This is a genomic window from Rhizobacter sp. P3_C12, assembly GCF_056402735.1.
The window spans coordinates 56817-77424 of sequence record NZ_JBFUGW010000003.1 but is presented as its reverse complement, the minus strand read 5'-3'; the positions used below and the strand labels follow the sequence as shown (position 1 = coordinate 77424).

Below are 20608 nucleotides of genomic sequence, written 5' to 3'. Positions count from 1 at the left end.
CTCAGCGCAGCGGCGGCGACATCAGCAGGCCGCCTTGCGTCCACAGGCCGTTGCGCCCGCGCGGCAGCTTGACGGACGAGCGCGCGCCGAGGTTGCGCTCGAAGCTCTCGCCGAAGTTGCCGACCTGCTTGACGATGCGGTAGCTCCACTCCTTGTCGAGCCCGAGGAAGCGGCCGAGGTCGTCGCCGCTGCCGGCGAAACGGCGGATCGCCGGGTCGCTGCTGCCGGACTTGAGGCCGTCGATGTTGGCCGACGTGATCGCGAGCTCCTCGGCCTCGATCATCGCGTTGAGCGTCCACTTGGCGATCGCGAACCATTCGTCGTCGCCGCGCCGCACCGCGGGCCCGACCGGCTCCTTCGAGACCAGCTCGGGCAGGATCACGTAGTCGTCGGGGTTCTTCAGGTGCGTGGCCTTCAGCACCGCGAGCGCGCCGCTGTCACCGGTGAAGGCCTGGCAGCGGCCGCTCGCGAAGGCCTGCTGCGCCGCCTCGGCCTGGTCGAACACGACCGCCTTGTACGGCAGCTTGTGGGCGCGGAAGTAGTCGGCGAGGTTCTTCTCGGTGGTGGTGCCGGCGTCGACGCAGATGGTGGCGCCGCCGAGCTGCTTCACGCTCGCGAGGCCCGGCTTCTTCTTCGCGATGAAGGCCTGGCCGTCGTAGAAGTTGATGCCGACCCACGCGAGGCCGAGCGAGGCATCGCGCGTGAAGGTCCAGGTGGTGTTGCGCGACAGCACGTCGATCTCGCCGCTCTGCAGCGCGGTGATGCGCGTCTGGCCGCTGGTCGGCACGTATTTCACCTTCTCGGCGTCGCCCAGCACCGCGGCCGCGAGGGCCCGGCAGTAGTCGACGTCGAGCCCGCTCCACTTGCCGCTGCCATCGGCCAGCGCGAAGCCGGCGCGGCCGGTGTGCACGCCGCAGGTGACGACGCCCTTCTGCTTGATGCCGTCGAGCACCTTGCCGGCGTGCGCCGCGAACGGCAGCATGGCGGCCGCGGCGCTCAACGCGCAGCGCAAGGCCAGGGACACGATCGGGGCGGCGTACTGCTTCATATCTCGTCCTTGTTGCGGAAATGGGCGGATTGACCGGGAAACTGCGCGTCGGTGGTGAGGTGCGACAGCACCGACTCGGACAGCTCGCGCGCGATGCGCAGGCCGTCGGGGTTGAGCCGCATCACCGCGGCGACCAGGGCCTCCATCACCGCCAGCGCGCCGAGCGCGGAGCTCGGCAGCACCGCGTGCTGCGCGGGCGCGAGCAGCAGCGTGTCGGCCATCGTCGCGAGCGGGGCGGTGGGTGAATCGGTGATCGCGATGACGTGGGCGCCGCGCTTGCGGGCGAACTCGGCCAGGCGCACGGTGGCGATCGAATAGCGCGGCAGCGAGATCGCGATCAGCAGGTCGCTGTCGCTGCAGCGCGCGAGGCGGCGCGCCGCGACCTCGGTGCCGCCGCTGCCGGCGATCGCCCAGACCTGCGGCAGGTAGGGCATCAGCACGTGCGCGCCATAGCCGGCGACGAAGCTGCTGGTGCCGAGACCCAGCAACCAGACGTTGCGCGCCTTCAGCAGGCGACCGGCGGCGCGCTGGATCTGCGGCACGCTGCCAGCCTGCGTGAGGGCTTCGCCGTCGATGGGGGCATCACCGCTCTTCGTCCTGCCGGCCTGGCCTGCCTTGGGTGCGCGGCCGGTGGCGCCGCTGCGCGCGCCATCGAGCTTGCGCACCGGATCGACCACCGATTCGAGCTCGCGGCCGAGCAGGCTCTTCAGGTGCGCGAAGCCCTCGAAGCCGGCCGCGACCGAGAAGCGGTTGATCGCGGCGACCGAGGTGCCGGTGAGCGAGGCGATCTCGTCGGCGCTGCACGACAGCGTCTGGATCGGGTGCGCCGCCATCCAGTGGCCGACCCGCGCGAGCGATGGCGAGGCCTCCTGCGCGGCGGCGGCGATGCGCTGCTGAGCGGAAGCTCCTGAGGGCGGTGACGACGGCATGAATGAATGATGACATTCAATAAGTCATTTGTAAATCGTTTCATTCACTCAGGATTTTCCCGGAATCGCGGTCCCAAAAGGAAACCGGGAGACAGTGCAGAAGCACTGTCCCCCGATTCTTGGAGCAGACGATATGAAGTTGTCCGAGCGGTGCGGCCCGGGTCTGGCGGCTGCTTACGCGGCCATCAGAACCTCGGCAGCCCTCCTGTACAGCGCACTCGGGTTGTCACCGAAGCTCGCAAGCCCGATGGTGTGACCCGACTCGAGCCAGCCCCAGAGGTAGGCGATGATGCCGCCCTTCTCCGGAGAGAACTCCAGTCCGTGCTCCTCCAGCCGACGGAACACCTGCTCCGGCGACAGGCTCGGATTCACGGGCGTCTCCCTGATGAGGTAGACGCTCGGGAAGTTGAACCTGCGCCGCAGGTACTCCGGGACGGAGGATCCGTTGACGCGGAGATTGAACTCCGACACCAGTGCCGTCGTGTTGCCACGCAGGTCACCGCCGGCGAAGCCTCGCAGCCCCGCCTTGTGAAGCACGTCCATCATCGGGTGAGTCACCGGCCCGAAGTCGCGCGAAGACGACTCGTTGCCGGCGTGGTGCCCGTTGAGGACGACCTGCACCGTGGTGCCGAGGAAGTGAACTCCCTCGTCGTCGAGGTAGTACTGGTTGGAGTAGTCGTCTCCAGGCACGTGCCGCTGCACCTGAACGACCCGACCGCGCCGCACGAAACGCTGTGCGGCGCGGCGGAGATCGGCGCCCTTGAACGGGCCCTTGACGTTGACTCCGCCGGTCGTCTCGAACGCGTCCTTCACCCAGCCCTTGCCGAAATCGTCGGGAAGGACGATCGACTGGCCGGGATTGAACACGAGCGTCTTGGGCGCGAAGCCCCAGAAGCCGTGGCGCTCCATGAAGCCGGGGAAAGCCGACTTCAGCGAAGCACTTTCGAGAGCGTCCTGCCAGTCGGTCGCCCAGGACTCGTTCTCGATGTCCAGAGGAGCGAACTCCTCGTCGAACATGCAGGGAACGTAGAGCTCGTTGCGACGCATGCTCAGCGGGTTCTGGTGCCACTCGACCTGGGTCGTCGGCGCCAGTCCGCAGCGCAGCAGGTGGTCGGAAGCCGGCCGGAAGGCCCGCTTCAGCGACTCGTGGAGCTGGATCCGGTCGCCGTCCTCGGAAATCGCGAGGAACTGGGTTCCGCCGCGCTCCGATCGGGCCTTGTCACTGCTGACGAAGGCCTGGTGGAGGTTTCCGTTGAACAGCGCTTTCGCTCCGTCCATGATTCCTTCTTTCTCGTCCGGGGAAGCGGCGCAGTCCCAGGGGGACCTGCCTCTTCCCTTGCCGACCCGATTTGAGCCTGCAGTCGGGGTATAGGGCAGGTCGAGGGACTGTCAAGAGCACATGCGCAAGGCGCGCCCAAAAGGAAGAAGCGCCGGTCGATCAAGCAGCGAGAGCTGCAAGACCGAACCGACGCTTCCGGGGTCGCGATGCGGCGCGCCAGATGGAGACCACCCGGCGCGACCGCATCGCATCCGATTCAAGCCGACGCGCTACTGCACGCCGGAGCCTTCATCGGGATTCTTCTTGGTGGTCGTGAGCAACCAGCCGACCCACATCGCCACCGGAACGAGCAGCAGAGCCTTGATCTGCACCGGACCGGGAACCACGTGGAACAGCCAGGCGTCCAGCAAGGTGCCGAACAACACCTGGAAGCCGCGCAGCGAACCGAGCCGCGCGACGGTGAGTCCGGTGCCTTCGCTGGTGACGTAGGCGAGTTGCATGGCGAGTTGCTGGAGCAGCGAGAACGCCGCCACGCCGAGCAGCAAGGCCACCGCCAGCGCCGAGGTCGGAACGGCTGCCCGCTCCAGCGACACCACCGGCGCCGCCGTGAACCACAGCGGAACCGCCAGCACCGCTGCCGGACCGTTCTGCCACAGCGCCTGCGTGAGCTTGCTCTCCTTGCGCGGCGTGACCGGTGCGAGGCCAGCGGCCTCGCGACGATCGTTCAGCGCCCTTGCCGCTGCCGCATCCTTCTTCGACACGTCATCGGTCAGGTAGTGCAGCAAGGTCGTGAACAACCCGCTGCCCAGCATGAACGCGATGCCGTGCCAGACCGAGCCGCTGGCCTTCGGGGCTTCCGAAAACAGCAGGCTGGCGGAGACGGTGTAGATCATCGGAGCGACCAACGCCGACGCATTGATCCGCTCGTGCTTGCCGAACCGGGACAGAACCCAGCCGACCAGCAACGTCCAGACCTGTACGACAGCCATCGATACCGACGACTGAAGCTGCCCCGCCATCTCGACGGACGCGAACAGGATGCAGGTCGTCTGACCGCTCTGCGTGATCGCCTGCCCCGCCCGGTTGAACAGGTAGTGCGGGCGGAACACATCCAGCGAGCGCTGCCGCCATGCCCTGACCGCGGCGACGACCAGCACCGCCAGGAACACGCCCTGGAAGCGCACGGCCAGCACCGTCGAATCGTTGGCGAGCGACAGCACGCCGATCGCGCGGCTCGATGTCTGCACGGCTTGGACACCCGCGCAGTACATCAGGAAGAACACCACCGCGATCAACACCTTGCCAGGCAGTCCTCTCAAGACTGCCACCTCCTTCTTGTCGTGCGAACCGGTTGCCCGGAACGCAGATCCCGCTCGATGTGCGGTCACATCCGCAAATGAAGCGTGCGGAACGCCTGCTGGGCTTAGGGCAGCCGGCCCGGTTGTCAAGAGCGCGGGCCGGCCCGGCACTTGCACTGCTGCAGCTCCCCACACGAGGCCCGACCCCATGAGCAACGACTCCACCTCCCCCGCCCCGCGGCGCGACGCGATGCGCTGGGTCCCCGTCCCCGAAGAGCTTTTCCAGGCCACGCTGAAGGTCCGCGTGCAGGTTCAGAAACAGCTGCAGATGCGCCCCGATCTCTCGGTGGTGATCGGCGCGATGCTGGCGCGCGCACTCGAGACCGAAGGACTCGCCGACGCGGTGGCGCGCCATGCGGTGGCGCAGCTGCAGCGCAGCGTCGAAGCCGCGGTCGAGCCATGAAACGGCTGGCCAGCGATGTGCGGCACGGCGCACGCGCGACGGCACCGAGCGCGGCGTGCCGCACAGCGCCGCATCGCGCTGCCCGGTGTCGCGGCCTTCGGCGCGGTGGCACGGCCATTGCGCAATGCAACCGCCACTGCCAGGAGTGCCCATGAAGATTCCGCTGCGCTTCCACCCGCTCGCGCGCTCGCCGCAACTCACCGCGCTGCTGCGCTGGTGCCTGCTCGGCGCGGTGTGCGCGCTGCTGCTGCTCGCGATGCTGCCGCAGCCGGTGCTGGCCGCCGGTGCGCCGCCCGGGGCCGCCTACCGGTTGAAGGTCGGCACGCTGGTGGAGTTCGATCCGCGCAGCGGCACCGTCGGCGACGCGATCAAGTCGCTGCTGGAGCCGGTGCAGTACCGCATCACCTACCGCACCGTCGACCCGGTCGACAGCGCCGCAGTGCTGCAACGCCGCATCCCCGCCATCGCCGCGCATGCCGGCGTGATGAGCATCGAGCAGGCGCTGCTGCTGCTGATCGGCGAGGACAACCGGCTGGTCGTCGACCACGTGAACCGGCTGGTCGCGGTGGAACGGCTGCCCGATGACGCGAAGGAGACGCGATGAGACCCCTGTTCACCCGCTGCCTGGTGCTGCTGCTGCCCTGCCTGCTCGCGGCCTGTGCCGCGACGCCGCCGAACGGCGGCCGATCCGCCTCGAACCCGCGCATCGTCGAGCGCGACCTGGGTGGCGACGCGCTCACCTCCGCCGATGAGCGCAAGCCCGCCACCGCGCGCTGAGCCGCCGGAGCCGTCGGCGCGCCGCGATGCCGCGCTGCCGACGCTGATGACGCTCTACATGCGCGAGGTGCGCCGCTTCGCGCGGCTGCTGCCGCAGCACGAATCCGAGCTGCTGGCCGGCATCGACCGGGGCGATGCGCAGGCGCGCGACGCGCTGATCTGCCACCACCTCGGCTTCGTGATCGCGATGGCGCGCGGCTTCTCGAACCGCGGGCTGGAGCTGCTCGACCTGATTGAGGAAGGCAACGTCGGCATGCTGGTCGCGCTGCAGAAGTTCGAGACCGCGCGCGGGCTGCGCTTCTCGACCTATGCCGGCTTCTGGATCCGCCACCACCTGCAGACCGCGCTCGCGATGCAGGTGCCGATCGTGCGGCCGCCGCTGCGGCTGCAGATGTCGCACGACGCGGCGCCGGTCACGCCGGTGCCGATGGACGACGAGGACGTCGAGCAGCAGCTGTCGGACGCCGGCTTCCGCGAACGCGACGTGGCCGACGAAGTGGCCGAGCAGCGCGATGCGCCGCGCGTGGCCGAGCTGCTGCGCGCGCACGTGGCGCAACTGCCGGCACGCCAGCGCGACATCATCGTCGCGCGCTTCGGGCTCGATGGCGGCGATGAATGCACGCTGCAGCAGCTGAGCAGCGAACGCGGGGTGACGCGCGAGCGGATCCGGCAGCTGCAGGTGTCGGCGCTGCTGACGCTGCGCGAGGCGCTGGAGAGCGCGGGGGTCACGAGGGATGTCGCGTTGGCCTGACGCCAGCAGCCGTTCGGCCTGAGCTTGTCGCAGGCCATGCGCGCTTCGGACAAAACCCTTCGACGGACGGGCCCTCGACAAGCTCGGTCCCTGCTCAGGGCGAACGGTTCTCTCCCGTTCGGGCTGAGCCTGTCGAAGCCCTGCCCGCCGTACGCCGATCACACCGCGGCGAAATCGCTGTGCGTCATCGGCGCGAACCCCGACACCGCCCCATCCCCCCGGTAATCCTGCGGGTCCACGCTGAACCGCGTCAGCTTGTCGTACAGCGTCTTGCGCGGCACATGCAGAATCTCGCAGGCCCGCGTGACCGAGCCACCGCACATGCGCAGGCACTGCTCGATCACCGTGCGCTCGAACGAGGCCACCAGCTGCGGCAGCGACTGCTGCGGCGCATCGTCGCCGCCGGCCAGCTCGGGCATGCCCAGCACGTGCCGCTCCACCGCGTTGCGCAGCTCGCGCACGTTGCCCGGCCAGTCGCGCACCATCAGCCGGCAGACGAACTCGATGTCGAGCTCGGCCTCGGTCAACCCGTGGTGCTCGGCCGCCTCCAGTGCAAAGGCATGCGCAAGCAGCGGGATGTCGTCGCGCCGCTCGCGCAGCGGCGGCAGCGACAGCTCGATCACGTTGATGCGGTAGTACAGGTCGATGCGGAAGCGTCCGGCACGCGACAGCTCCAGCAGGTCGTCCTTGGTCGCGGCCACCACGCGGCAGCTCAGCCGGATCGGCTCGTTGCCGCCGACGCGCTCGATCGTGCGCTGCTGCAGCGCACGCAGCAGCTTCACCTGCATCGCCATCGGCATGCTCTCGATCTCGTCGAGGAACACCGTGCCGCCGGCCGCGTACTCGAGCTTGCCGATGCGCCGCTTGGTCGCGCCGGTGAAGGCGCCCGCCTCGTGGCCGAACAGCTCGCTCTCGAAGATGTTCTCGGGGATCGCGCCGCAGTTGATCGCGACGAAGCGCCTGTCGGCGCGCGGTCCGTAGTCGTGCAGGCAGCGCGCCACCACCTCCTTGCCGCAGCCGGTCTCGGCCTTCACCAGCACGTCGGTGTCGACGCGCGAGAGCCGCAGCAGCACCTGGCGCAGCTTGCCCAGCGCCGGGTGGTTGCCGCGCAGCACCTCGTGGATCGGCACGATGCCGCGGCGCACCGGCGCGGGCTCCACGTCCTGCAGCGCCTCGGCGGCGCGCGTCTGCAGCGTCAGCTCGCGCGAGCGGATCGCCTGCTTGCACGCAATGGCCAGGCGCGGCAGCTTGTCGGGCGCGAGCACGTCGCGCGCACCGCGGTGCACCGCCTCGACCGCGGTCGCGGTGTCTTCCTGGTCGCTCAGCGCGATCACCGTGAGCTGTGGGTCCATCGCATGGCACTGCGACAGCAGCTCCATGCCCTCGTGCACGCCGGGCAGGCGCAGGTCGGTGACCACCACGCCGGCCGCGCCCGACGCGATCAGCGTCAGCAGGTCCTCCGCGTTGGACACCGCGTGCACGTCCAGGCCACCGTCACGCAAATGGGCCGCGAGTTGAGCGCGGGTGCTGCCGAACAAGTGAAGCAATGCGACTTTCATGATGGGGTCCAGCGTAGTGATTTGTGGGCGGCGCGCAAGCTACGAGAACTCGTAGGGTGGCTCGAACGCCTCGTTGCGGCAGACGTGCGGAATGCCGCCAGCACCACCGCATGCCTTGCGGCAACGCGCACAGTCGCCGCGCCGCGTGCCTGGCAGGAAGCGATGCCACGTTGCCGGCTAACTGCTTGGCGCGATTGAGATTTCGCGCGGCGTGACGGCGCGCTGCACAAGCTGGCATCGGTGTTGCGCTGTTCGTGGCACGACCGCCGCGAGACCACCACCATGACCCTCCCGCTCAAGAAGCCCCGATCGCCCCGAGACGGCGTGCGCGCCGGTGCACCGCGGCCCGCACACGACACCGAGCAGGGCCTGATCCCCGACACGGTGATCACGAAGCTGCGCGCGCAATCGCGCTTCGACCTGCTGGCCGCCGCGTCGGCCGATCGCGCGCGCTGGTTCGTCGCGTTCCTGCTGCTGTCGGGCATCACGCTGTTCTCGGCGATCGGCTGGTACACCGCCGACCAGCGCTTCGCCTCCAACGTGCGCGTGGCCTGGGTCAAGCTCGATCCGTCGGGCGCATACACGGTGGAGTTCGCCGACCAGGCGCGCCCGGTGGAGTTCTTCCAGACCACGCTCGAATCGAAGATCAGCGAGTTCGTCGAGAAGCGCTACCGCAAGAATGCCGCGACGATCACCGGCGACTACCGCTTCGTCGGCTTCTTCCTGTCGCCCAAGCTGGTCGCGCAGTTCCTCGGGCAGGACGACTACAACGCCGCGCGCGTCGCCGCCGAGCTGAGCGACTGCAAGGCGCGCTGCCTGGAGCGCGACGTGCGCGTGCGCGTGGTGCAGCACCGCACGCAGATCCCGTCGACGATCCCCGAGCAGGGCCGCGCGACGCTGTACGAGACGCTGGTCTTCACCACCTTCACCGAGCGCAAGCCCGACGGCACGGTCGTCGACCGGCGCAACGCCATCGTGCAGATGGGCTGGCGCATCAAGGGCAAGGACGAGATCGCCGCGAACAAGGGCTCGCTGGTCGCCAACCCGCTCGGGCTGGAGATCCTGTCGCTGGACCTGAAGGAAGACCCGACGCCGGTGCCGCGCGACGACAAGCTCGCGCAGACCGGTTGAGGCCCGCAATGACATTCCCCATGGAGCAACGCGCCACGATGAACACCCTTTTGCTCAACCGTGCCCACCTCGCGCTGGCCGCCCTCGCGGTCGTTGCAGGCCCCGCCTTCTCGCAATCCACGCCGTTCGATGGCCCGGGCGATGCGCCGCGCAACGCCACGTCTGCGCTGCCTGCCGCGTCGGCTCCGGCCGCGGCCCCCGTGCGCCGCACCGCTGCCGCCGCCCCGCGCATCCAGGCGCGCGCCGCCAACCAGGCGCGGCCTGGTGAGCCGGCGCTGAGCTGCCGCACGATCAACTGGCAGCGCGGCGACATCATCCGGCTGCAGGCCCAGCCCTTCAAGCAGATCCACGTCGCGCTGCCGGAGGCCGGCATCGACGTGATCATGGGCGACAAGGAGCTGTGGGCGCTCGACTGGATCAACAGCCGCATCTTCATCAAGCCGACCAGCCGCTCCAGCGAGGGCCGCTCCACCACCATCTCGGCGATCGGCCAGAGCGGCAACGCCTACGAGTTCCTGGTGACGCGCGTGCCGGAGAACCTGGAGATCTCGCATTGCGTCTACATCCAGGCCGACCCCGGTCTGATCTCGCGCGGCGCGTGGGCGCGCGCCGGCGAGCAGCGCAGCGACGGCTCGTATGCCTCGGACGCGCGGCAGGAGGTCAGCGCGCTGCGCGAGCGCAACGCCGGGCTCGAGCGCCAGGCGCGCGACTCGATGAAGGCCTACCGCAAGAAGCTCAACAGCAACTACGGCTGGGAGACCGGGCTGTTCTCGCGCTGGACGGCCGGCGAGATCGAATCGGTCTACGACGACGGCCGCTTCACCTACGTGCGCATGAAGGAAGGCGCACAGGGGCTCGCGTCGATCATGGCCGAGCTCGACGGCAAGGCGGTGCTGCTCGACTACGCGTACGACGAGCCGACCCGCACCTACCAGATCAGCGGGCTGTTCCCGAAGTTCACGCTGTACTCGGGCAAGCAGACGCTCAGCATCACCCGCAAGGGTGAACGGGAGTCCTGAGATGAGCCAGCCCACCCCTCACAACCCGCCGGCCGGCGCCGCAGCGCAACCCTTCGCCGACAGCCTGCCGCCGACCCAGCCGCCCGGCGCCGACGAGCAGGTCTCGCAGCACGGCAAGCGCGTCGTGATCGTCGGCGCGGTGCTCGGCGGTCTGATCGTCGGCGGCCTGCTGGTCGATTCGCTGCGCAGCCCGCCGAAGCCGGCCGCGCCGCCGGTGGCCGATGCCGGCAAGGCGCCGCCGCAGGACCCGTTCGTCGACTTCGAGGCCAAGCAGCGCGTCGAGGCGGCGCGGCTCGAGACCGAGCGGCAGAAGAAGCTCGCGCTGGAGCGCGCGCGTGCCGAGGCGCAGCGCGAGGCACCGCCACCGTCGGCCGCCGCACCGCGCTCGCCCGAGCAGGACCTGCGGGRGACCGCGCGCATGGAAGACCTGAAGCGTTCGCTGGCCGCGGTGAGCTCGCACGAGATGCTGGTGTCGAACCCGCGTGGTCCGCGCGATCCGAAGGAGGCGCCGCGCCGCGCCGGCTCGACGACCGGAAGCGGCGGCGTACCGGCCACCGGCACGGCCGCGGCGGGCAGCGTGGCCGCCGCCGCGGTGGGGGCGGATGCGCAGGCTGCGCCATCGCAGTCGACCCTCACGCGCCTGCGCCAGGCGATCGACCGCGTGCGCGGCAGCGCCGACGACCCGGCGCGCTACGTGCGCGACCTCGCCGGCGCGCAGGCCTCGGGCGCGGTGGTCGGCCAGACCGCCACCGCGCGCCGCGAAAAGGGTGATGCGCAGCGCGAGGGCGAGTACCTGGTGCCGGTCGGCACGGTGATGGCCGCGGTGCTCGACATCGAGGTCAACTCCGACTGGGAGGGCCGCTGGCGCGCGCTGATCGCGCGCGACATCTACGACCTGAACCAGGACGTGATCCTGATCCCGAAGGGCACGCGCGTGCTCGGCAGCTCGGCGCGGCCGAAGCCGGTCAACGAGGCGATCAACGAGCGCATGGCGCTGATCGCGCAGTGGCTGGTGCTGCCCAACGGCGCGCGCATCGACCTGTCGCGCAGCGCGATGCTCGACGGCGCCGGCGTGGCCGCGCTGGAGGGCGACGTGAACCGGCATTTCCTCGCGACGCTCGGCGGCGTCGCGGCCTACGGCGTGATCGGCGGGCTGGCCGCGACGCGCGCGGTGCGCTCGACCAGCAACGACACCAACCTCGCGGTCAGCGTGCTGGCCGGGCGCGACGCCGGGGCCGAGATCGCGGCGGGCCTGGCCGACGTGGGACGGCGCGTCGCGTCGCGCTACCTGAACCTGGTGCCGACCATCGTCGTGAAGCCGGGCACGCCGATGAACGTGTTCCTCGACGACGAGCTGTTCCTGCGCGCGTGGGCGCCGATCGACGAGTTCGCGCCGGCGGTGGCTCCTCAATCGATGCGCTGAAATGACGGCGCCTGCCTCCGTTCGCCCTGAGCTTGTCGAAGGGCCCGATCATCCTGAGCTTGTCGAAGGACCTGAGCCTGTCGAAGGGTCTTGCTCGCGTGGCACGAAGGCTTCGACAGGCTCAGCCCGAACGGGGGTAAAGCACCTGCGCGAGCTGCTGCTGCGCCTGGCCGATGGCGACTATGCGCACGCGCAGCTGCGCTGGTCGCTGCTGCCGTACCTGACGGCGTGCGCACCGCTGATCGTCACCAGCGTGCTCGCGCCGGCCTGGCTCGCGTGGCTGATGGCACTGCCGTCGATGCTCGCGCTGTACCGCGTGACGCAGATCCTCGACCCCGGGCTGTTCGAGGTGAGCCCGCAGCGCGGCGCGCTGGCCTATGCCTTCGCGCTGAACCTGCTGTTGCTGCTGTGGTGCCTGGCGCTCGCACTGGCCGGGCGTGGCGGCGCGATCGCGACCACCGCGTTCGCGCACACCGCGCTGCTGGCGCTGGCGATCGCCCCGGCCTGCCGGCGCAACCGCGCCCGACGCACCCGCCGCTGGCCGCTGCACTTCACCTTCATCCCGCTCGCAGCGCTGGTGCTGGTGCTGCAGGGCATCGCGACCTGGAGGGCGCCGTCATGAGGGTCGTGCTGCGCTTGTCGTGCGTGCTGCCTTGCATCGTGTGCCTGCCGGCGCAGGCCGCGCTGTACCGCTGCCCGTCGCTGCAGGAACCGGGCCGCAGCATCGTCACCAACCTGGTCGGCGATGCCGAGGCGCGTCAGCGCGATTGCACGCCGCTCGCGACGCGCGCCTCGGCGCTCGATGCACCGGTCAAGCCGCTGCAGGCCGCCGCCCCCCCGCGCACGCAACCGGGGCCCGCCGACCGCCGCATCCCGGTGGCGCTGCAGCGCGAGCGCGACACCGACCGCCGCGCGATCATCGATGCCGAACTGCGCACCGAGCAGCAGTTGCTGGCCCGCGCCCGCGAGATCGTCAAGGCAGCGCCCGCCGGCGATGCCGAGGCCCAGACCCAGGCGCGCCAGGCCGCCGCCCGCCATGCCGACAACGTCGACGCGCTGCAGCGCGAACTCGCCCGGCTGCGCTGACATGACCGCCAACGATCCGCAAAGCCCGCAGGCGCAGAGCGCCGTCAAGCTCCAGTGGGAGCTGGTGCGGCACTACCTGAGCCCGATCGAGCCGTTCTTCCGGCTCGAGGGCGTGACCGGCATCTTCGTGAACCGCTTCGACAGCGTCTACATCATGCGGCACGGCGAGTTCGCGCCGGTCGATGCGCGCTGGAGCAACGAGTTCCACTTCGTCACCGCGATCGAGCAGATCGCCAACGCACTCGGCCAGGAGGTGCACCCGATCGAGCGCCCGCTGCTCGACGCGCGGCTCGACGATGGCTCGCGCATCAACGCGGTGCTCGCGCCGACCGGCGTGACCGGCAGCAACATGACGGTGCGGCTGTTCCCCAAGCTGCGCTTCACCGCCGAGGCGCTGCTGGCCAGCGGCTCGTTCAACCGCGAGATGTTCCGCTACCTGCGCCTGGCGATGCTGAACCGCTTCAACGTGCTGGTCTCGGGCGGCACCGGCAGCGGCAAGACGACGCTCTTGAACGCGGTGTCGAACTTCATCCCGCCGGAGGACCGCATCGTCAGCATCGAGGACACCGCCGAGCTGCAGATCGACAGCCGGCACTGGGTGGCGCTCGAGGCGCCGCACCGCTTCGCGAAGGACGTGGAGCCGCTGACGATGAGCCGGCTCGTGAAGAACGCGCTGCGCATGGAGCCGCAGCGGCTGATCGTCGGCGAGGTGCGCGACGGCGCGGCCGCCGAGGCGCTGCTGACGGCGGCCAACACCGGCCACTCCGGCATCCTGTCGACCATCCACGCCAACAGCGCGCTCGACACCATCGACCGCCTGACCAATCTGGCCGCGGCCGGCTTCTCGGCCATTCCGTACGAGCACGTGCAGCGCCAGGTGCGCAACAACCTCGACGTGATCGTCCACGCGCAGAAGACGCCACACCACGGCCGGCGCATCGTCGAGGTGGCCGAGCTCGACGACGGCGAGTTCCACCTGCTGTGGCGCTGGAACCACCACGAAGGACGGCACGAGCAGGTGAAGGCGCCATCGATGCGCCGCATGCTCTACACCCGGGACGACGACGCATGAACGGCATGAACGGACTGCAGGATGCATTGAACGGCACGGTCTCGCAGGCGGTGATCGCCGCGATGCGCTGGTCCACGCCCTGGTGGTGGGTGTGCACCGCCCTCGCGCTGACCACGCTCGCGCTGATCAACGTGCTGCCGTGGCGCGTGCCGCCGGCCAAGGAGGCCGAGTACGGCATCTGGGAGGTGATGAAGATCGCGCTGCGCCGGGTGGCGGTGTATGCGCTGGTCGCGCTGGTGCTGATCTTCTGGCCGGGCATGTACTTCGCCACCGTGGCGGCGCTCGGCAACGCGCCCGGGCAGGGCCATGCGTGGTTCGTCGACTACGTGTCGCGCCAGGCCTGGCGCTGGGGCTGGCTGCTGCCGGCCGGCATGCTGCTCGGCTGGACCGCGCGCGTCGCCTCGGCGCGCTACCTGACGCCGCAGATGTCGCGCCTGGTGCAGCGGCTCGTGGTGCGGCAGGAGGACCACAAGCAGAGCGACATCCGCAACGAGGTCGGCCGGCTGAAGGCGCGCGATTTCGACCCGCGCCGGCATCGCCGCGACGGCCAGGTCTTCATCGGGCTCGATGCGGCCGGCAAGCCGATGTTCCTCGCGGCCGAGACCTTCCGCGCGACGCACATGCAGATCGTCGGCCCGACGCGCTTCGGCAAGGGCGTGGTGCTGGGCGTGATGCTGGAGCAGGCGATCGAGCAGGGCCACTCGGTGGTCTACATCGACCCGAAGGCCGATGCCTTCATCCCGTACATCATGGCCGAGGCCTGCGAGCGCGCCGGCCAGCGCTTCATCTACATCGACCTCGGCAACGAGGACACGCGCTGGGCGCCGTTCGAGGGCGGCGCGCCGCGCGACCGGCGCTCGCGCATCTGCGCCTGCTTCGGGCTCAACAACACCGGCGACGGCTCCGACTTCTACAAGTCGCGCGAGCGCGCCATCCTCGACACCATCATGCCGCGCTCGGGCACCAGCATCGCCGGGCTGCGCGCGGCGCTGGAGCAGCGCGGCGAGGACGGCAAGCCGCTGAAGGAGGGCGCGAGCCGGCTCTACGACAACCTGGTGGAGTTCGGCATGCTGCCCTCGCTGAACCCGAAGAAGGGCGGCGGCAACAAGATCGGCGAGGCGCTGAAGGCAGGCGCCACGATCTACGTGCGCGGCTCGCTCGACGACCCGACGATCCGCCGCGCGACGCAGGCCTTCGTGACCGAGGTGATCCAGGAGGCGCGGCGCCTCGCACCGGAGCGCACGCGGCAGCTCACGCTGGCGATCGACGAGCTGAAGTTCATGATCTCGCAGGAAGTGAGCGACGCGCTCGCGACGATCGCCGGCTTCAAGGTGAACATGGTGCTGCTGCACCAGTCGATCCACGACCTGCGCAGCCCCGAGGACCGCACGCTGAACGTGCAGGCGATCGAATCGGGCGTGCTGGTGAACTGCCAGGTGAAGCTGCTGTACCGCGCGAGCGACCCGGAGACGGCCGAATGGGCGAGCCTGCTGTCGGGCACGAAGATCGTGCGCGTGACCAAATCGGCGAGCGTCGAATACAACCGCTTCGGCGGCGAGGCCTACACGCCGAAGCGGATGCTGTCGGACCTGGAGGTGCCGGTGATCTCGCCGAACGAGATGCTGAGCCTGTCGCCGCGCGTGGGCGTGCTGTACGCCCCGGAGCGGCTGGCCGAGGTGGTCTACACCTGTTTCGTGAAGGCGGACACCGCGCGGGTGCTGTACCGCAAGCCGGTGGCGAAGGCGGCCGAGGAGAGTGCGACCGACGCGGCGGCGTGAAGGCTGAGCGCTAGAAGCCGGTGCGCAGCGCGAGGCCGTAGGCCGGCAGGCGGGAGAGATCGTTGTGGCCCGCGTCGCGGATGACGATCATCGTCGCGACGCCCGGCGCGAAGGCCGTCAGCAGGCGTTCGGTGTTCGCGCGGGGGATCACTTCGTCGTGCTCGGCGGCGACCAGCGTCGTCGGCACCGCGATGGCCGGCGCGACGCGGACCGACTCGTAGGGGTCCTGCAGCAGCCAGCGCACCGGGAGCCAGCGGAACTGCGCCGAGGCCAGGGCCGCGATGCTGTCGTAGGGCGTCACGAGCACGAGGCGCGACACCGGGCGTTCGCGTGCGACGCGGATCGCGATGCCCGAACCGAGGCTGCGGCCGATCGCCGACACGCGCGCATGCGAGCGCGAAACCAGGTCGTACAGCGCCAGCGCGTCGCCCTGCAGCGCGGCTTCCGACGGCGAGCCGTCGCTGCGGCCGTAACCGCGGTAGTGCATCGCGTAGATCGCGTGGTCGGGGAAGGTGCGCGCCAGTTCGGGCAGGGTCTGCGAGACATCCTCGCCATTGCCACCGAAGTAGAGCAGCGCCTGCGGGCCGTCATGCGGCCGCACCGATGCGCGCACTGCCACCGCGATGCCCGGCAGCGTGATCTCGCCGGCCGGTGGGCCGGTGCGCGGCTGCGGGAAGTAGAGCAGCGAGCGCTGGAAGGCATAGAGCGTGCCGCACAGGCCGAGGTAGCCGACCACGACCAGTGCCACCACGACGCCCAGGAGTTTGAGCATCAGGAAGGCCGCCCGGCGGAGGACAACAGGTCGACATAGGCCCGCTCGACGAGCTGCCCGGCCGACACCTGCAGCTGCGCCATCAGCGCATGCGCCTCGGCGACACCCGCTTCGGCGGGTTCGCCCTCGCGCAGCACGACCTCGAGCTCCAGGAAATCGCCCAGCCCCTCGACGCGGTCGAGGTGCACGCGCGTGCGGCCCACCAGGTACAGCGTGCGCTGCTTGCGCACCCGGCCCGCCTGGCCGTGGGCCAGCGTGAGCACCTCGCGCAGCGCCGCCGGCTCGGCGGTCGTCGAGCGCAGGTAGAACGATTCCTTCGGGCCGGCCTGGTCGGCTCGGCGGTAGAAGATCAGCTCGCCTTCGGTGTCCGAGAACGCACGCAGCTTCAGGCGGCCGTTGTCGCAGCGGAAGAAGGTGTCGTCCTGCGCGATCGGCGTCGGCCCCTGCTGCGCGAGCGCGGCGACGCGCGGTTCGAGCCGTTCGATGCCCTCGATCCGGGCCTTGATCTCGATGTTGCGTGCCATCAGACGGCCACCTCGCCTTCGGGGCCGGCCAGCACGACGACGTAGCCGTCGGGGTCGCGCAGCCAGATCTCGCGGCGGCCGTGGTTCGGATCGACCCCGGGCCCTTCGAGCACCTGGGCGGCCTGCTGGCGCACGCGCAGCACGGCGGCATCGAAATCGTCGGTGCGGAACCACAGCAGCATGCCGTTGCCGCGGGCACTGCTGTCGGGCCGGCCGAGGTGCGGGTGGTGGCGGGTGTCCCACGGCCGCAGCCGCATCACGACGCGTTCGCCACACAGCAGCGTCTCGTCGTCGACACCCGCGGCGCTGCTGCGCAGGCCGAGCACGGATTGGTACCAGTGGCAGCTGGATTCGAGATCGCGCACGGCGATCAGGGGCTCTGGAGACATGGGCGGCGGGTGCGAAGGACGGGGCGCGACCGGGACACTATGTCACAGCGGTCCAGCCCGGGTCATGCGGATTTCGCAAGCCGCCCCTCAAAAATAGTAGTGCGCCGCCGCCCAGCCGAGGATCGCCGGTGCCGCCACCAGCAACGCGACCGCGCCGAGGCAGCCCTTCTTCGCGTCGGCGCTCGACGCCGTGCCCGGCGCAGGCGGCTGCACGCGCTTGGCCGCCTCGGCCAGGTGCGCCTGCTTGGCCTGCTGGGCATCGCGGCGGGCCAGCATCTCGCCGGGCCCGTGCGTGCGGTTCTGGATCACCGATTGAGAGCCGCGCCAGCGCGTGTGGCAGGCGTTGCAGAAGAACTGGCGCGAGCCCTGCTCATAGGCGACCAGCGTGCGGCGCGAATGCGTGAACTGCTTGGTGCAGTTGGCGCAGGTGAAGCGCAGGTTGGCCGGGCCGCGCGCACGGCCGCTGCCGCCGCGGGTGCGGGTCTGGCGGCGGCGGGCTCGCACGAGCCACAGGCCGGCGATGAAGGCGACTGCGGCGACGATCGCCGCGAACAGTTCGGGACTGAATTCCATGACCGGGCGATGCTAGCGGCTTGCGGGCCTGTTTGCCGCCGAGGCGGGTTCGCACCGGTAAGGGGCGTGTCGAAATGCCTGAGGAAGTGGGGTCAGCGGACCAGGTACCGGTCCAGGAACGCGATCACGGTCGTGCGCCAGGCCTCGGGCCCGGCGTTGAACAGGTCGACGTGGGCCGCCCCGTCGACCGCCCAGAACTGCTTCGGCTCACGCGCCGCGTCGAAGATGCGCCGGCTTTCGGCGAGGGTGGTGTGCTCGTCACGCGTGCCGGCGGCGGCGAGCACCGGCGCCTTCAGCGAGGCGATCGCGTCGACCGGGCGCAGTTGATCGGGCGAGATCCCGGTGCGCAGCGGAAGCTGCCACAGCAGCAGCGGTGCAAGCGCCGACCCGACCGGCCCGAGACGGCGCGTCAACCGGTCGACGACGGCCTCCTCGATCGTCGGGTACATCGATTCGAGCACCACGGCATCGGGCGCCGGTTCGGCGTGCGCCATGGTGCGCGTGGCCGGCGAGCTGAGCGCCTCGCCGGCACCGAGGCCGGCCAGCGCCACCAGCACCGCACTGGTCGCGAGACCGGCCACGACCCGCGCGACGCGTCGCATCACACGCCCGCGGAGGAAGCGGCCGGCTCGGGTCGCAGCCGCATCCATGCCGCGCACGCCGCGGGACTCGTGCCCCGGATCCACGCCGACGGTCGCGCTTCTGCCGGAGCGATGCGCCGCATCGCGGCCTGGTGATAGGGCACATCGCCGTAGACGCAGGCGACGCTGGCGGCAGCATTCCTGAACGACGGATCGGGGTGGCGCGCGACCAGCTCGTCGAGACCCGCCTTCATGCGCGGCCACGCCAGCCGGGTCTGCCGCGGATCCGTGCCGGACGCGTCGATCACGCCGAGGTAGAGCCGCGCATAGAGCGCAGCGCCCTGCGCGGTCTCGCGCTGCCTGGCCCAGCGGTCGATGCTGGCATCCACATCGTCCCAGCTGCCGCCCCAGCGGGGGACGAGCCGCGTCAGCCGGAGCTCATGCAGGTCGTAGAAGTCGGGCCAGCTGCGCACGGCCTCCTGGAACACCTCATCGGGCTTGCGCCGGGGAGACTGCATGTCCTGCGTCACGGCGAGCAGCAGCGTCTGCCAGATCGGCGTGGCGCGCAATGCGGCGCTTGCCGCCAGCAGGCCGGACTCGGCCTGCGTCAACTGGGTTTCGAAGGAGGCCCACGCCGGCTCGCCGACCCGGGCCGCGGGGGCCATGCCACGCGCGGCCCAGGCATTCGCGTACTGGAGCCGGTGGCCTGCGAATTCGGCGAACACCGACGAGGGCCGCTGCTGACGCCAGCGAGCGATGCGCGCCGTCTCGGACGGGTCTGCCCCCGGCGCTGGCATCTGGCGGCGGAACATCCAATAGACCGCCGCCGCGCCCGGCTTGCCCGAACTGAAGCTGCCCCGGGCCTTCATCAGGCACGCCATCGCGGCATCGAGCGGTGTGAACTGCTCCTGGCGATAGAGGGTCTGCAGGCTCTGCACCGCCTGGTCCTGGTCGCTCGTCCCCATGCAGTCTGCAGCGGCGCTCTCGGCGTGCGCATGGCTTGCAGCCATGCCCAGTGCCGACACGCATCCGAGCGCCCACAGCAGCGCAGCAGCGCGCCGGCGAATTCCTTGTGCCGTCATTCTTCCTCCCTGGATTCGATGATGATCGGCGCGATTCTGCCGTGCGGGCGCATCAGGGGCGACGCTGCTCATTGCGCAATTCCTTGCGCACGACCAGCTTCAGCCCCGACCACACCGCGTCGACGGCGCACACCTTGATGTCGACGAAGCCCAGCGGCAGCGCGAGTTCGCGGATCGTGTCCTCGGTGATGTCGGTCGGCACCTTCGAGGCCTTCTTGGGCCACGAGACCCAGAGAGCGGCATCGGGCTTCAGCGTCTTGCGCAGCGACTGCAGATGCGCCACCAGCTCGTCATGCGCAGTCACGAACACATGCGCGATGTCGGTGGTGCCCGTCGCCCGGCTCGTGAACTCGACACCGCCGGGAACCGGCACCAGCAGCGCTCGGTAGCCCGGTGGCTCGCCAAGAATCGCAACGGTGCAGCCCTCTTTCAGCCCGAGCTTCTTCGCGAGCGGCGTGCCGGAATAGCCCGCGGTCATGCGTCGCCTCGCGCCTCATCGTAGTCGCCCATGACCTCCGAGCGAACCACATCGCGCGAGCCGCGGAGGATCCGTTCGATCCGAGTCTCGGCATCGCGCCGGCGACAGAAGATCAGGTAGCGCCCATGCGGCATCGAGCGCAAGCCCTCGCCCAGATCCGGTCGCGCGGTGCCGATGCCGGGCGATGCCGACAGCAGGTGGCATGTGTCTTCGAGCTCCTCGATGAAACTCAACGCCCGCTTCGGGTTGTCCTCGGCGATGAAGAGCGCGATCTCCATCAGGTCGTCGCTGGCTGCCGGCGAAAAGGTCGCCGTCATTTGCGACCCGGTGGTTTCGCCTGCCCCTTCGCAGTGGCCGCGCGCACGTCGGCAAACACCTTCTTGGCGGGAACACCCGGCCCGCTGTCCGCACCCTTGCCGATCTCGGCGCGCAGCACGTCGAGCTTCGTCGCCCGGTACTTCTGCTGGTCCTCCAGCACGCGCAAGCCGTCGCGGATCACCTCGCTCGCGCTGGCATAGCGGCCTTGCGCGATCTGCTCGCGGATGAAGGCTTCGAAGTGCTCTCCGATGACGTAGCTGGATGGCATGGCTCGCACA

Annotated in this window: 25 protein-coding genes; 11 read left to right on the top strand and 14 right to left on the bottom strand. The window is 70.0% G+C overall.

Features of this window, described 5'->3' with window-relative positions; genetic code table 11:
* Position 1: 1 nt before the first annotated feature.
* The 4 genes from AC1DXV_RS01420 to AC1DXV_RS01405 all read right to left on the bottom strand — a co-directional run bounded on the left by AC1DXV_RS01420 (position 2) and on the right by AC1DXV_RS01405 (position 4731).
* Complete coding sequence (locus tag AC1DXV_RS01420; protein WP_477866537.1) at positions 2-1048, bottom strand: amino acid ABC transporter substrate-binding protein; 1047 nt, start codon at positions 1046-1048, stop codon at positions 2-4.
* Complete coding sequence (locus tag AC1DXV_RS01415) at positions 1045-1977, bottom strand: MurR/RpiR family transcriptional regulator (RefSeq protein ID WP_477866539.1); 933 nt, start codon at positions 1975-1977, stop codon at positions 1045-1047. The genes AC1DXV_RS01420 and AC1DXV_RS01415 overlap by 4 nt, the downstream gene beginning before the upstream one ends.
* Positions 1978-2151: 174 nt before the next feature.
* On the bottom strand, positions 2152-3255 hold the full coding sequence (locus tag AC1DXV_RS01410) for a hypothetical protein (RefSeq protein WP_477866541.1): 1104 nt from the start codon (positions 3253-3255) through the stop codon (positions 2152-2154).
* A gap of 270 nt (positions 3256-3525) precedes the next feature.
* Positions 3526-4731 (bottom strand): hypothetical protein, encoded by a 1206-nt coding sequence (locus tag AC1DXV_RS01405; RefSeq protein WP_477932189.1) that lies wholly within the window; start codon positions 4729-4731, stop codon positions 3526-3528.
* A gap of 31 nt (positions 4732-4762) precedes the next feature.
* On the opposite strand from AC1DXV_RS01405, the gene AC1DXV_RS01400 reads away from it, so the two are divergent.
* From AC1DXV_RS01400 to AC1DXV_RS01385, 4 genes are all read left to right on the top strand, one after another.
* A complete protein-coding gene (locus tag AC1DXV_RS01400) occupies positions 4763-5017 on the top strand; it encodes a hypothetical protein (RefSeq protein ID WP_477866545.1) in 255 nt (84 codons plus the stop codon).
* A gap of 151 nt (positions 5018-5168) precedes the next feature.
* On the top strand, positions 5169-5621 hold the full coding sequence (locus AC1DXV_RS01395) for a hypothetical protein (RefSeq protein WP_477866547.1): 453 nt from the start codon (positions 5169-5171) through the stop codon (positions 5619-5621).
* On the top strand, positions 5618-5794 hold the full coding sequence (locus AC1DXV_RS01390; RefSeq protein ID WP_477866549.1) for a hypothetical protein: 177 nt from the start codon (positions 5618-5620) through the stop codon (positions 5792-5794). Before AC1DXV_RS01395 ends, AC1DXV_RS01390 begins: the two co-directional genes overlap by 4 nt.
* Positions 5766-6545, top strand: a complete 780-nt coding sequence (locus AC1DXV_RS01385) for a sigma-70 family RNA polymerase sigma factor (protein WP_477932187.1) — start codon at positions 5766-5768, stop codon at positions 6543-6545. Before AC1DXV_RS01390 ends, AC1DXV_RS01385 begins: the two co-directional genes overlap by 29 nt.
* Before the next feature lie 158 nt (positions 6546-6703).
* Here AC1DXV_RS01385 and AC1DXV_RS01380 read toward each other — a convergent pair whose 3' ends face one another.
* On the bottom strand, positions 6704-8104 hold the full coding sequence (locus tag AC1DXV_RS01380) for a sigma-54-dependent transcriptional regulator (protein ID WP_477932185.1): 1401 nt from the start codon (positions 8102-8104) through the stop codon (positions 6704-6706).
* Between the two features lie 282 nt (positions 8105-8386).
* Here AC1DXV_RS01380 and AC1DXV_RS01375 point away from each other — a divergent pair, with 282 nt between their 5' ends.
* The 7 genes from AC1DXV_RS01375 to AC1DXV_RS01345 are packed head-to-tail and all read left to right on the top strand — an operon-like array spanning position 8387 to position 15613.
* Complete coding sequence (locus tag AC1DXV_RS01375; protein ID WP_477932183.1) at positions 8387-9235, top strand: VirB8/TrbF family protein; 849 nt, start codon at positions 8387-8389, stop codon at positions 9233-9235.
* 38 nt (positions 9236-9273) lie between these two features.
* The gene (locus AC1DXV_RS01370; RefSeq protein WP_477932181.1) at positions 9274-10254 is read left to right on the top strand and encodes a TrbG/VirB9 family P-type conjugative transfer protein; all 981 of its coding nucleotides are present in this window, start codon (positions 9274-9276) and stop codon (positions 10252-10254) included.
* Position 10255: 1 nt separating this feature from the next.
* Positions 10256-11677 (top strand): TraB/TrbI/VirB10 family type IV secretion system protein, encoded by a 1422-nt coding sequence (locus tag AC1DXV_RS01365; RefSeq protein WP_477932179.1) that lies wholly within the window; start codon positions 10256-10258, stop codon positions 11675-11677.
* 1 nt (position 11678) lies between these two features.
* Complete coding sequence (locus AC1DXV_RS01360) at positions 11679-12299, top strand: hypothetical protein (RefSeq protein ID WP_477865463.1); 621 nt, start codon at positions 11679-11681, stop codon at positions 12297-12299.
* Positions 12296-12763, top strand: coding sequence for a hypothetical protein (locus AC1DXV_RS01355; RefSeq protein ID WP_477865464.1), 468 nt, complete (start codon positions 12296-12298; stop codon positions 12761-12763). Before AC1DXV_RS01360 ends, AC1DXV_RS01355 begins: the two co-directional genes overlap by 4 nt.
* Positions 12714-13835: a TadA family conjugal transfer-associated ATPase gene (locus AC1DXV_RS01350; RefSeq protein ID WP_477932177.1), complete on the top strand. Its 1122-nt coding sequence runs from the start codon at positions 12714-12716 to the stop codon at positions 13833-13835. Before AC1DXV_RS01355 ends, AC1DXV_RS01350 begins: the two co-directional genes overlap by 50 nt.
* 5 nt (positions 13836-13840) lie before the next feature.
* On the top strand, positions 13841-15613 hold the full coding sequence (locus AC1DXV_RS01345; protein WP_477932175.1) for a type IV secretory system conjugative DNA transfer family protein: 1773 nt from the start codon (positions 13841-13843) through the stop codon (positions 15611-15613).
* 10 nt (positions 15614-15623) lie between these two features.
* Here AC1DXV_RS01345 and AC1DXV_RS01340 read toward each other — a convergent pair whose 3' ends face one another.
* The 9 genes from AC1DXV_RS01340 to AC1DXV_RS01300 all read right to left on the bottom strand — a co-directional run bounded on the left by AC1DXV_RS01340 (position 15624) and on the right by AC1DXV_RS01300 (position 20598).
* Positions 15624-16385, bottom strand: a complete 762-nt coding sequence (locus AC1DXV_RS01340; protein ID WP_477865467.1) for an alpha/beta hydrolase — start codon at positions 16383-16385, stop codon at positions 15624-15626.
* On the bottom strand, positions 16385-16909 hold the full coding sequence (locus tag AC1DXV_RS01335) for a class IV adenylate cyclase (RefSeq protein WP_477865468.1): 525 nt from the start codon (positions 16907-16909) through the stop codon (positions 16385-16387). The genes AC1DXV_RS01340 and AC1DXV_RS01335 overlap by 1 nt, the downstream gene beginning before the upstream one ends.
* Positions 16909-17298 (bottom strand): VOC family protein, encoded by a 390-nt coding sequence (locus tag AC1DXV_RS01330; protein WP_477865469.1) that lies wholly within the window; start codon positions 17296-17298, stop codon positions 16909-16911. The genes AC1DXV_RS01335 and AC1DXV_RS01330 overlap by 1 nt, the downstream gene beginning before the upstream one ends.
* Before the next feature lie 87 nt (positions 17299-17385).
* Positions 17386-17871 (bottom strand): hypothetical protein, encoded by a 486-nt coding sequence (locus tag AC1DXV_RS01325; protein ID WP_477932173.1) that lies wholly within the window; start codon positions 17869-17871, stop codon positions 17386-17388.
* A 92-nt stretch (positions 17872-17963) separates the two neighbouring features.
* Positions 17964-18473, bottom strand: coding sequence for an alpha/beta hydrolase (locus AC1DXV_RS01320; RefSeq protein ID WP_477865471.1), 510 nt, complete (start codon positions 18471-18473; stop codon positions 17964-17966).
* Complete coding sequence (locus AC1DXV_RS01315; protein WP_477932171.1) at positions 18473-19606, bottom strand: hypothetical protein; 1134 nt, start codon at positions 19604-19606, stop codon at positions 18473-18475. The genes AC1DXV_RS01320 and AC1DXV_RS01315 overlap by 1 nt, the downstream gene beginning before the upstream one ends.
* Positions 19587-20012 (bottom strand): DUF3052 domain-containing protein, encoded by a 426-nt coding sequence (locus tag AC1DXV_RS01310; protein ID WP_477865473.1) that lies wholly within the window; start codon positions 20010-20012, stop codon positions 19587-19589. The genes AC1DXV_RS01315 and AC1DXV_RS01310 overlap by 20 nt, the downstream gene beginning before the upstream one ends.
* Positions 20009-20329 (bottom strand): type II toxin-antitoxin system RelE/ParE family toxin, encoded by a 321-nt coding sequence (locus tag AC1DXV_RS01305; protein ID WP_477865474.1) that lies wholly within the window; start codon positions 20327-20329, stop codon positions 20009-20011. The genes AC1DXV_RS01310 and AC1DXV_RS01305 overlap by 4 nt, the downstream gene beginning before the upstream one ends.
* Entirely contained in the window at positions 20326-20598 is a 273-nt protein-coding gene (locus AC1DXV_RS01300; RefSeq protein ID WP_477865475.1) for a type II toxin-antitoxin system ParD family antitoxin, read from the bottom strand. Before AC1DXV_RS01300 ends, AC1DXV_RS01305 begins: the two co-directional genes overlap by 4 nt.
* Positions 20599-20608 lie beyond the last annotated feature (10 nt).

Bases quoted from the DNA above. Each gene is read 5' to 3' on its own strand.
- AC1DXV_RS01420 (WP_477866537.1), bottom strand. From the start codon at position 1,048: ATGAAGCAGTACGCCGCCCCGATCGTGTCCCTGGCCTTGCGCTGCGCG.
- AC1DXV_RS01415 (WP_477866539.1), bottom strand. From the start codon at position 1,977: ATGCCGTCGTCACCGCCCTCAGGAGCTTCCGCTCAGCAGCGCATCGCC.
- AC1DXV_RS01410 (WP_477866541.1), bottom strand. From the start codon at position 3,255: ATGGACGGAGCGAAAGCGCTGTTCAACGGAAACCTCCACCAGGCCTTC.
- AC1DXV_RS01400 (WP_477866545.1), top strand. From the start codon at position 4,763: ATGAGCAACGACTCCACCTCCCCCGCCCCGCGGCGCGACGCGATGCGC.
- AC1DXV_RS01395 (WP_477866547.1), top strand. From the start codon at position 5,169: ATGAAGATTCCGCTGCGCTTCCACCCGCTCGCGCGCTCGCCGCAACTC.
- AC1DXV_RS01390 (WP_477866549.1), top strand. From the start codon at position 5,618: ATGAGACCCCTGTTCACCCGCTGCCTGGTGCTGCTGCTGCCCTGCCTG.
- AC1DXV_RS01385 (WP_477932187.1), top strand. From the start codon at position 5,766: ATGAGCGCAAGCCCGCCACCGCGCGCTGAGCCGCCGGAGCCGTCGGCG.
- AC1DXV_RS01380 (WP_477932185.1), bottom strand. From the start codon at position 8,104: ATGAAAGTCGCATTGCTTCACTTGTTCGGCAGCACCCGCGCTCAACTC.
- AC1DXV_RS01375 (WP_477932183.1), top strand. From the start codon at position 8,387: ATGACCCTCCCGCTCAAGAAGCCCCGATCGCCCCGAGACGGCGTGCGC.
- AC1DXV_RS01370 (WP_477932181.1), top strand. From the start codon at position 9,274: ATGAACACCCTTTTGCTCAACCGTGCCCACCTCGCGCTGGCCGCCCTC.
- AC1DXV_RS01360 (WP_477865463.1), top strand. From the start codon at position 11,679: ATGACGGCGCCTGCCTCCGTTCGCCCTGAGCTTGTCGAAGGGCCCGAT.
- AC1DXV_RS01355 (WP_477865464.1), top strand. From the start codon at position 12,296: ATGAGGGTCGTGCTGCGCTTGTCGTGCGTGCTGCCTTGCATCGTGTGC.
- AC1DXV_RS01350 (WP_477932177.1), top strand. From the start codon at position 12,714: ATGCCGACAACGTCGACGCGCTGCAGCGCGAACTCGCCCGGCTGCGCT.
- AC1DXV_RS01345 (WP_477932175.1), top strand. From the start codon at position 13,841: ATGAACGGACTGCAGGATGCATTGAACGGCACGGTCTCGCAGGCGGTG.
- AC1DXV_RS01340 (WP_477865467.1), bottom strand. From the start codon at position 16,385: ATGCTCAAACTCCTGGGCGTCGTGGTGGCACTGGTCGTGGTCGGCTAC.
- AC1DXV_RS01335 (WP_477865468.1), bottom strand. From the start codon at position 16,909: ATGGCACGCAACATCGAGATCAAGGCCCGGATCGAGGGCATCGAACGG.
- AC1DXV_RS01330 (WP_477865469.1), bottom strand. From the start codon at position 17,298: ATGTCTCCAGAGCCCCTGATCGCCGTGCGCGATCTCGAATCCAGCTGC.
- AC1DXV_RS01325 (WP_477932173.1), bottom strand. From the start codon at position 17,871: ATGGAATTCAGTCCCGAACTGTTCGCGGCGATCGTCGCCGCAGTCGCC.
- AC1DXV_RS01320 (WP_477865471.1), bottom strand. From the start codon at position 18,473: ATGCGACGCGTCGCGCGGGTCGTGGCCGGTCTCGCGACCAGTGCGGTG.
- AC1DXV_RS01315 (WP_477932171.1), bottom strand. From the start codon at position 19,606: ATGAGCAGCGTCGCCCCTGATGCGCCCGCACGGCAGAATCGCGCCGAT.
- AC1DXV_RS01310 (WP_477865473.1), bottom strand. From the start codon at position 20,012: ATGACCGCGGGCTATTCCGGCACGCCGCTCGCGAAGAAGCTCGGGCTG.
- AC1DXV_RS01305 (WP_477865474.1), bottom strand. From the start codon at position 20,329: ATGACGGCGACCTTTTCGCCGGCAGCCAGCGACGACCTGATGGAGATC.
- AC1DXV_RS01300 (WP_477865475.1), bottom strand. From the start codon at position 20,598: ATGCCATCCAGCTACGTCATCGGAGAGCACTTCGAAGCCTTCATCCGC.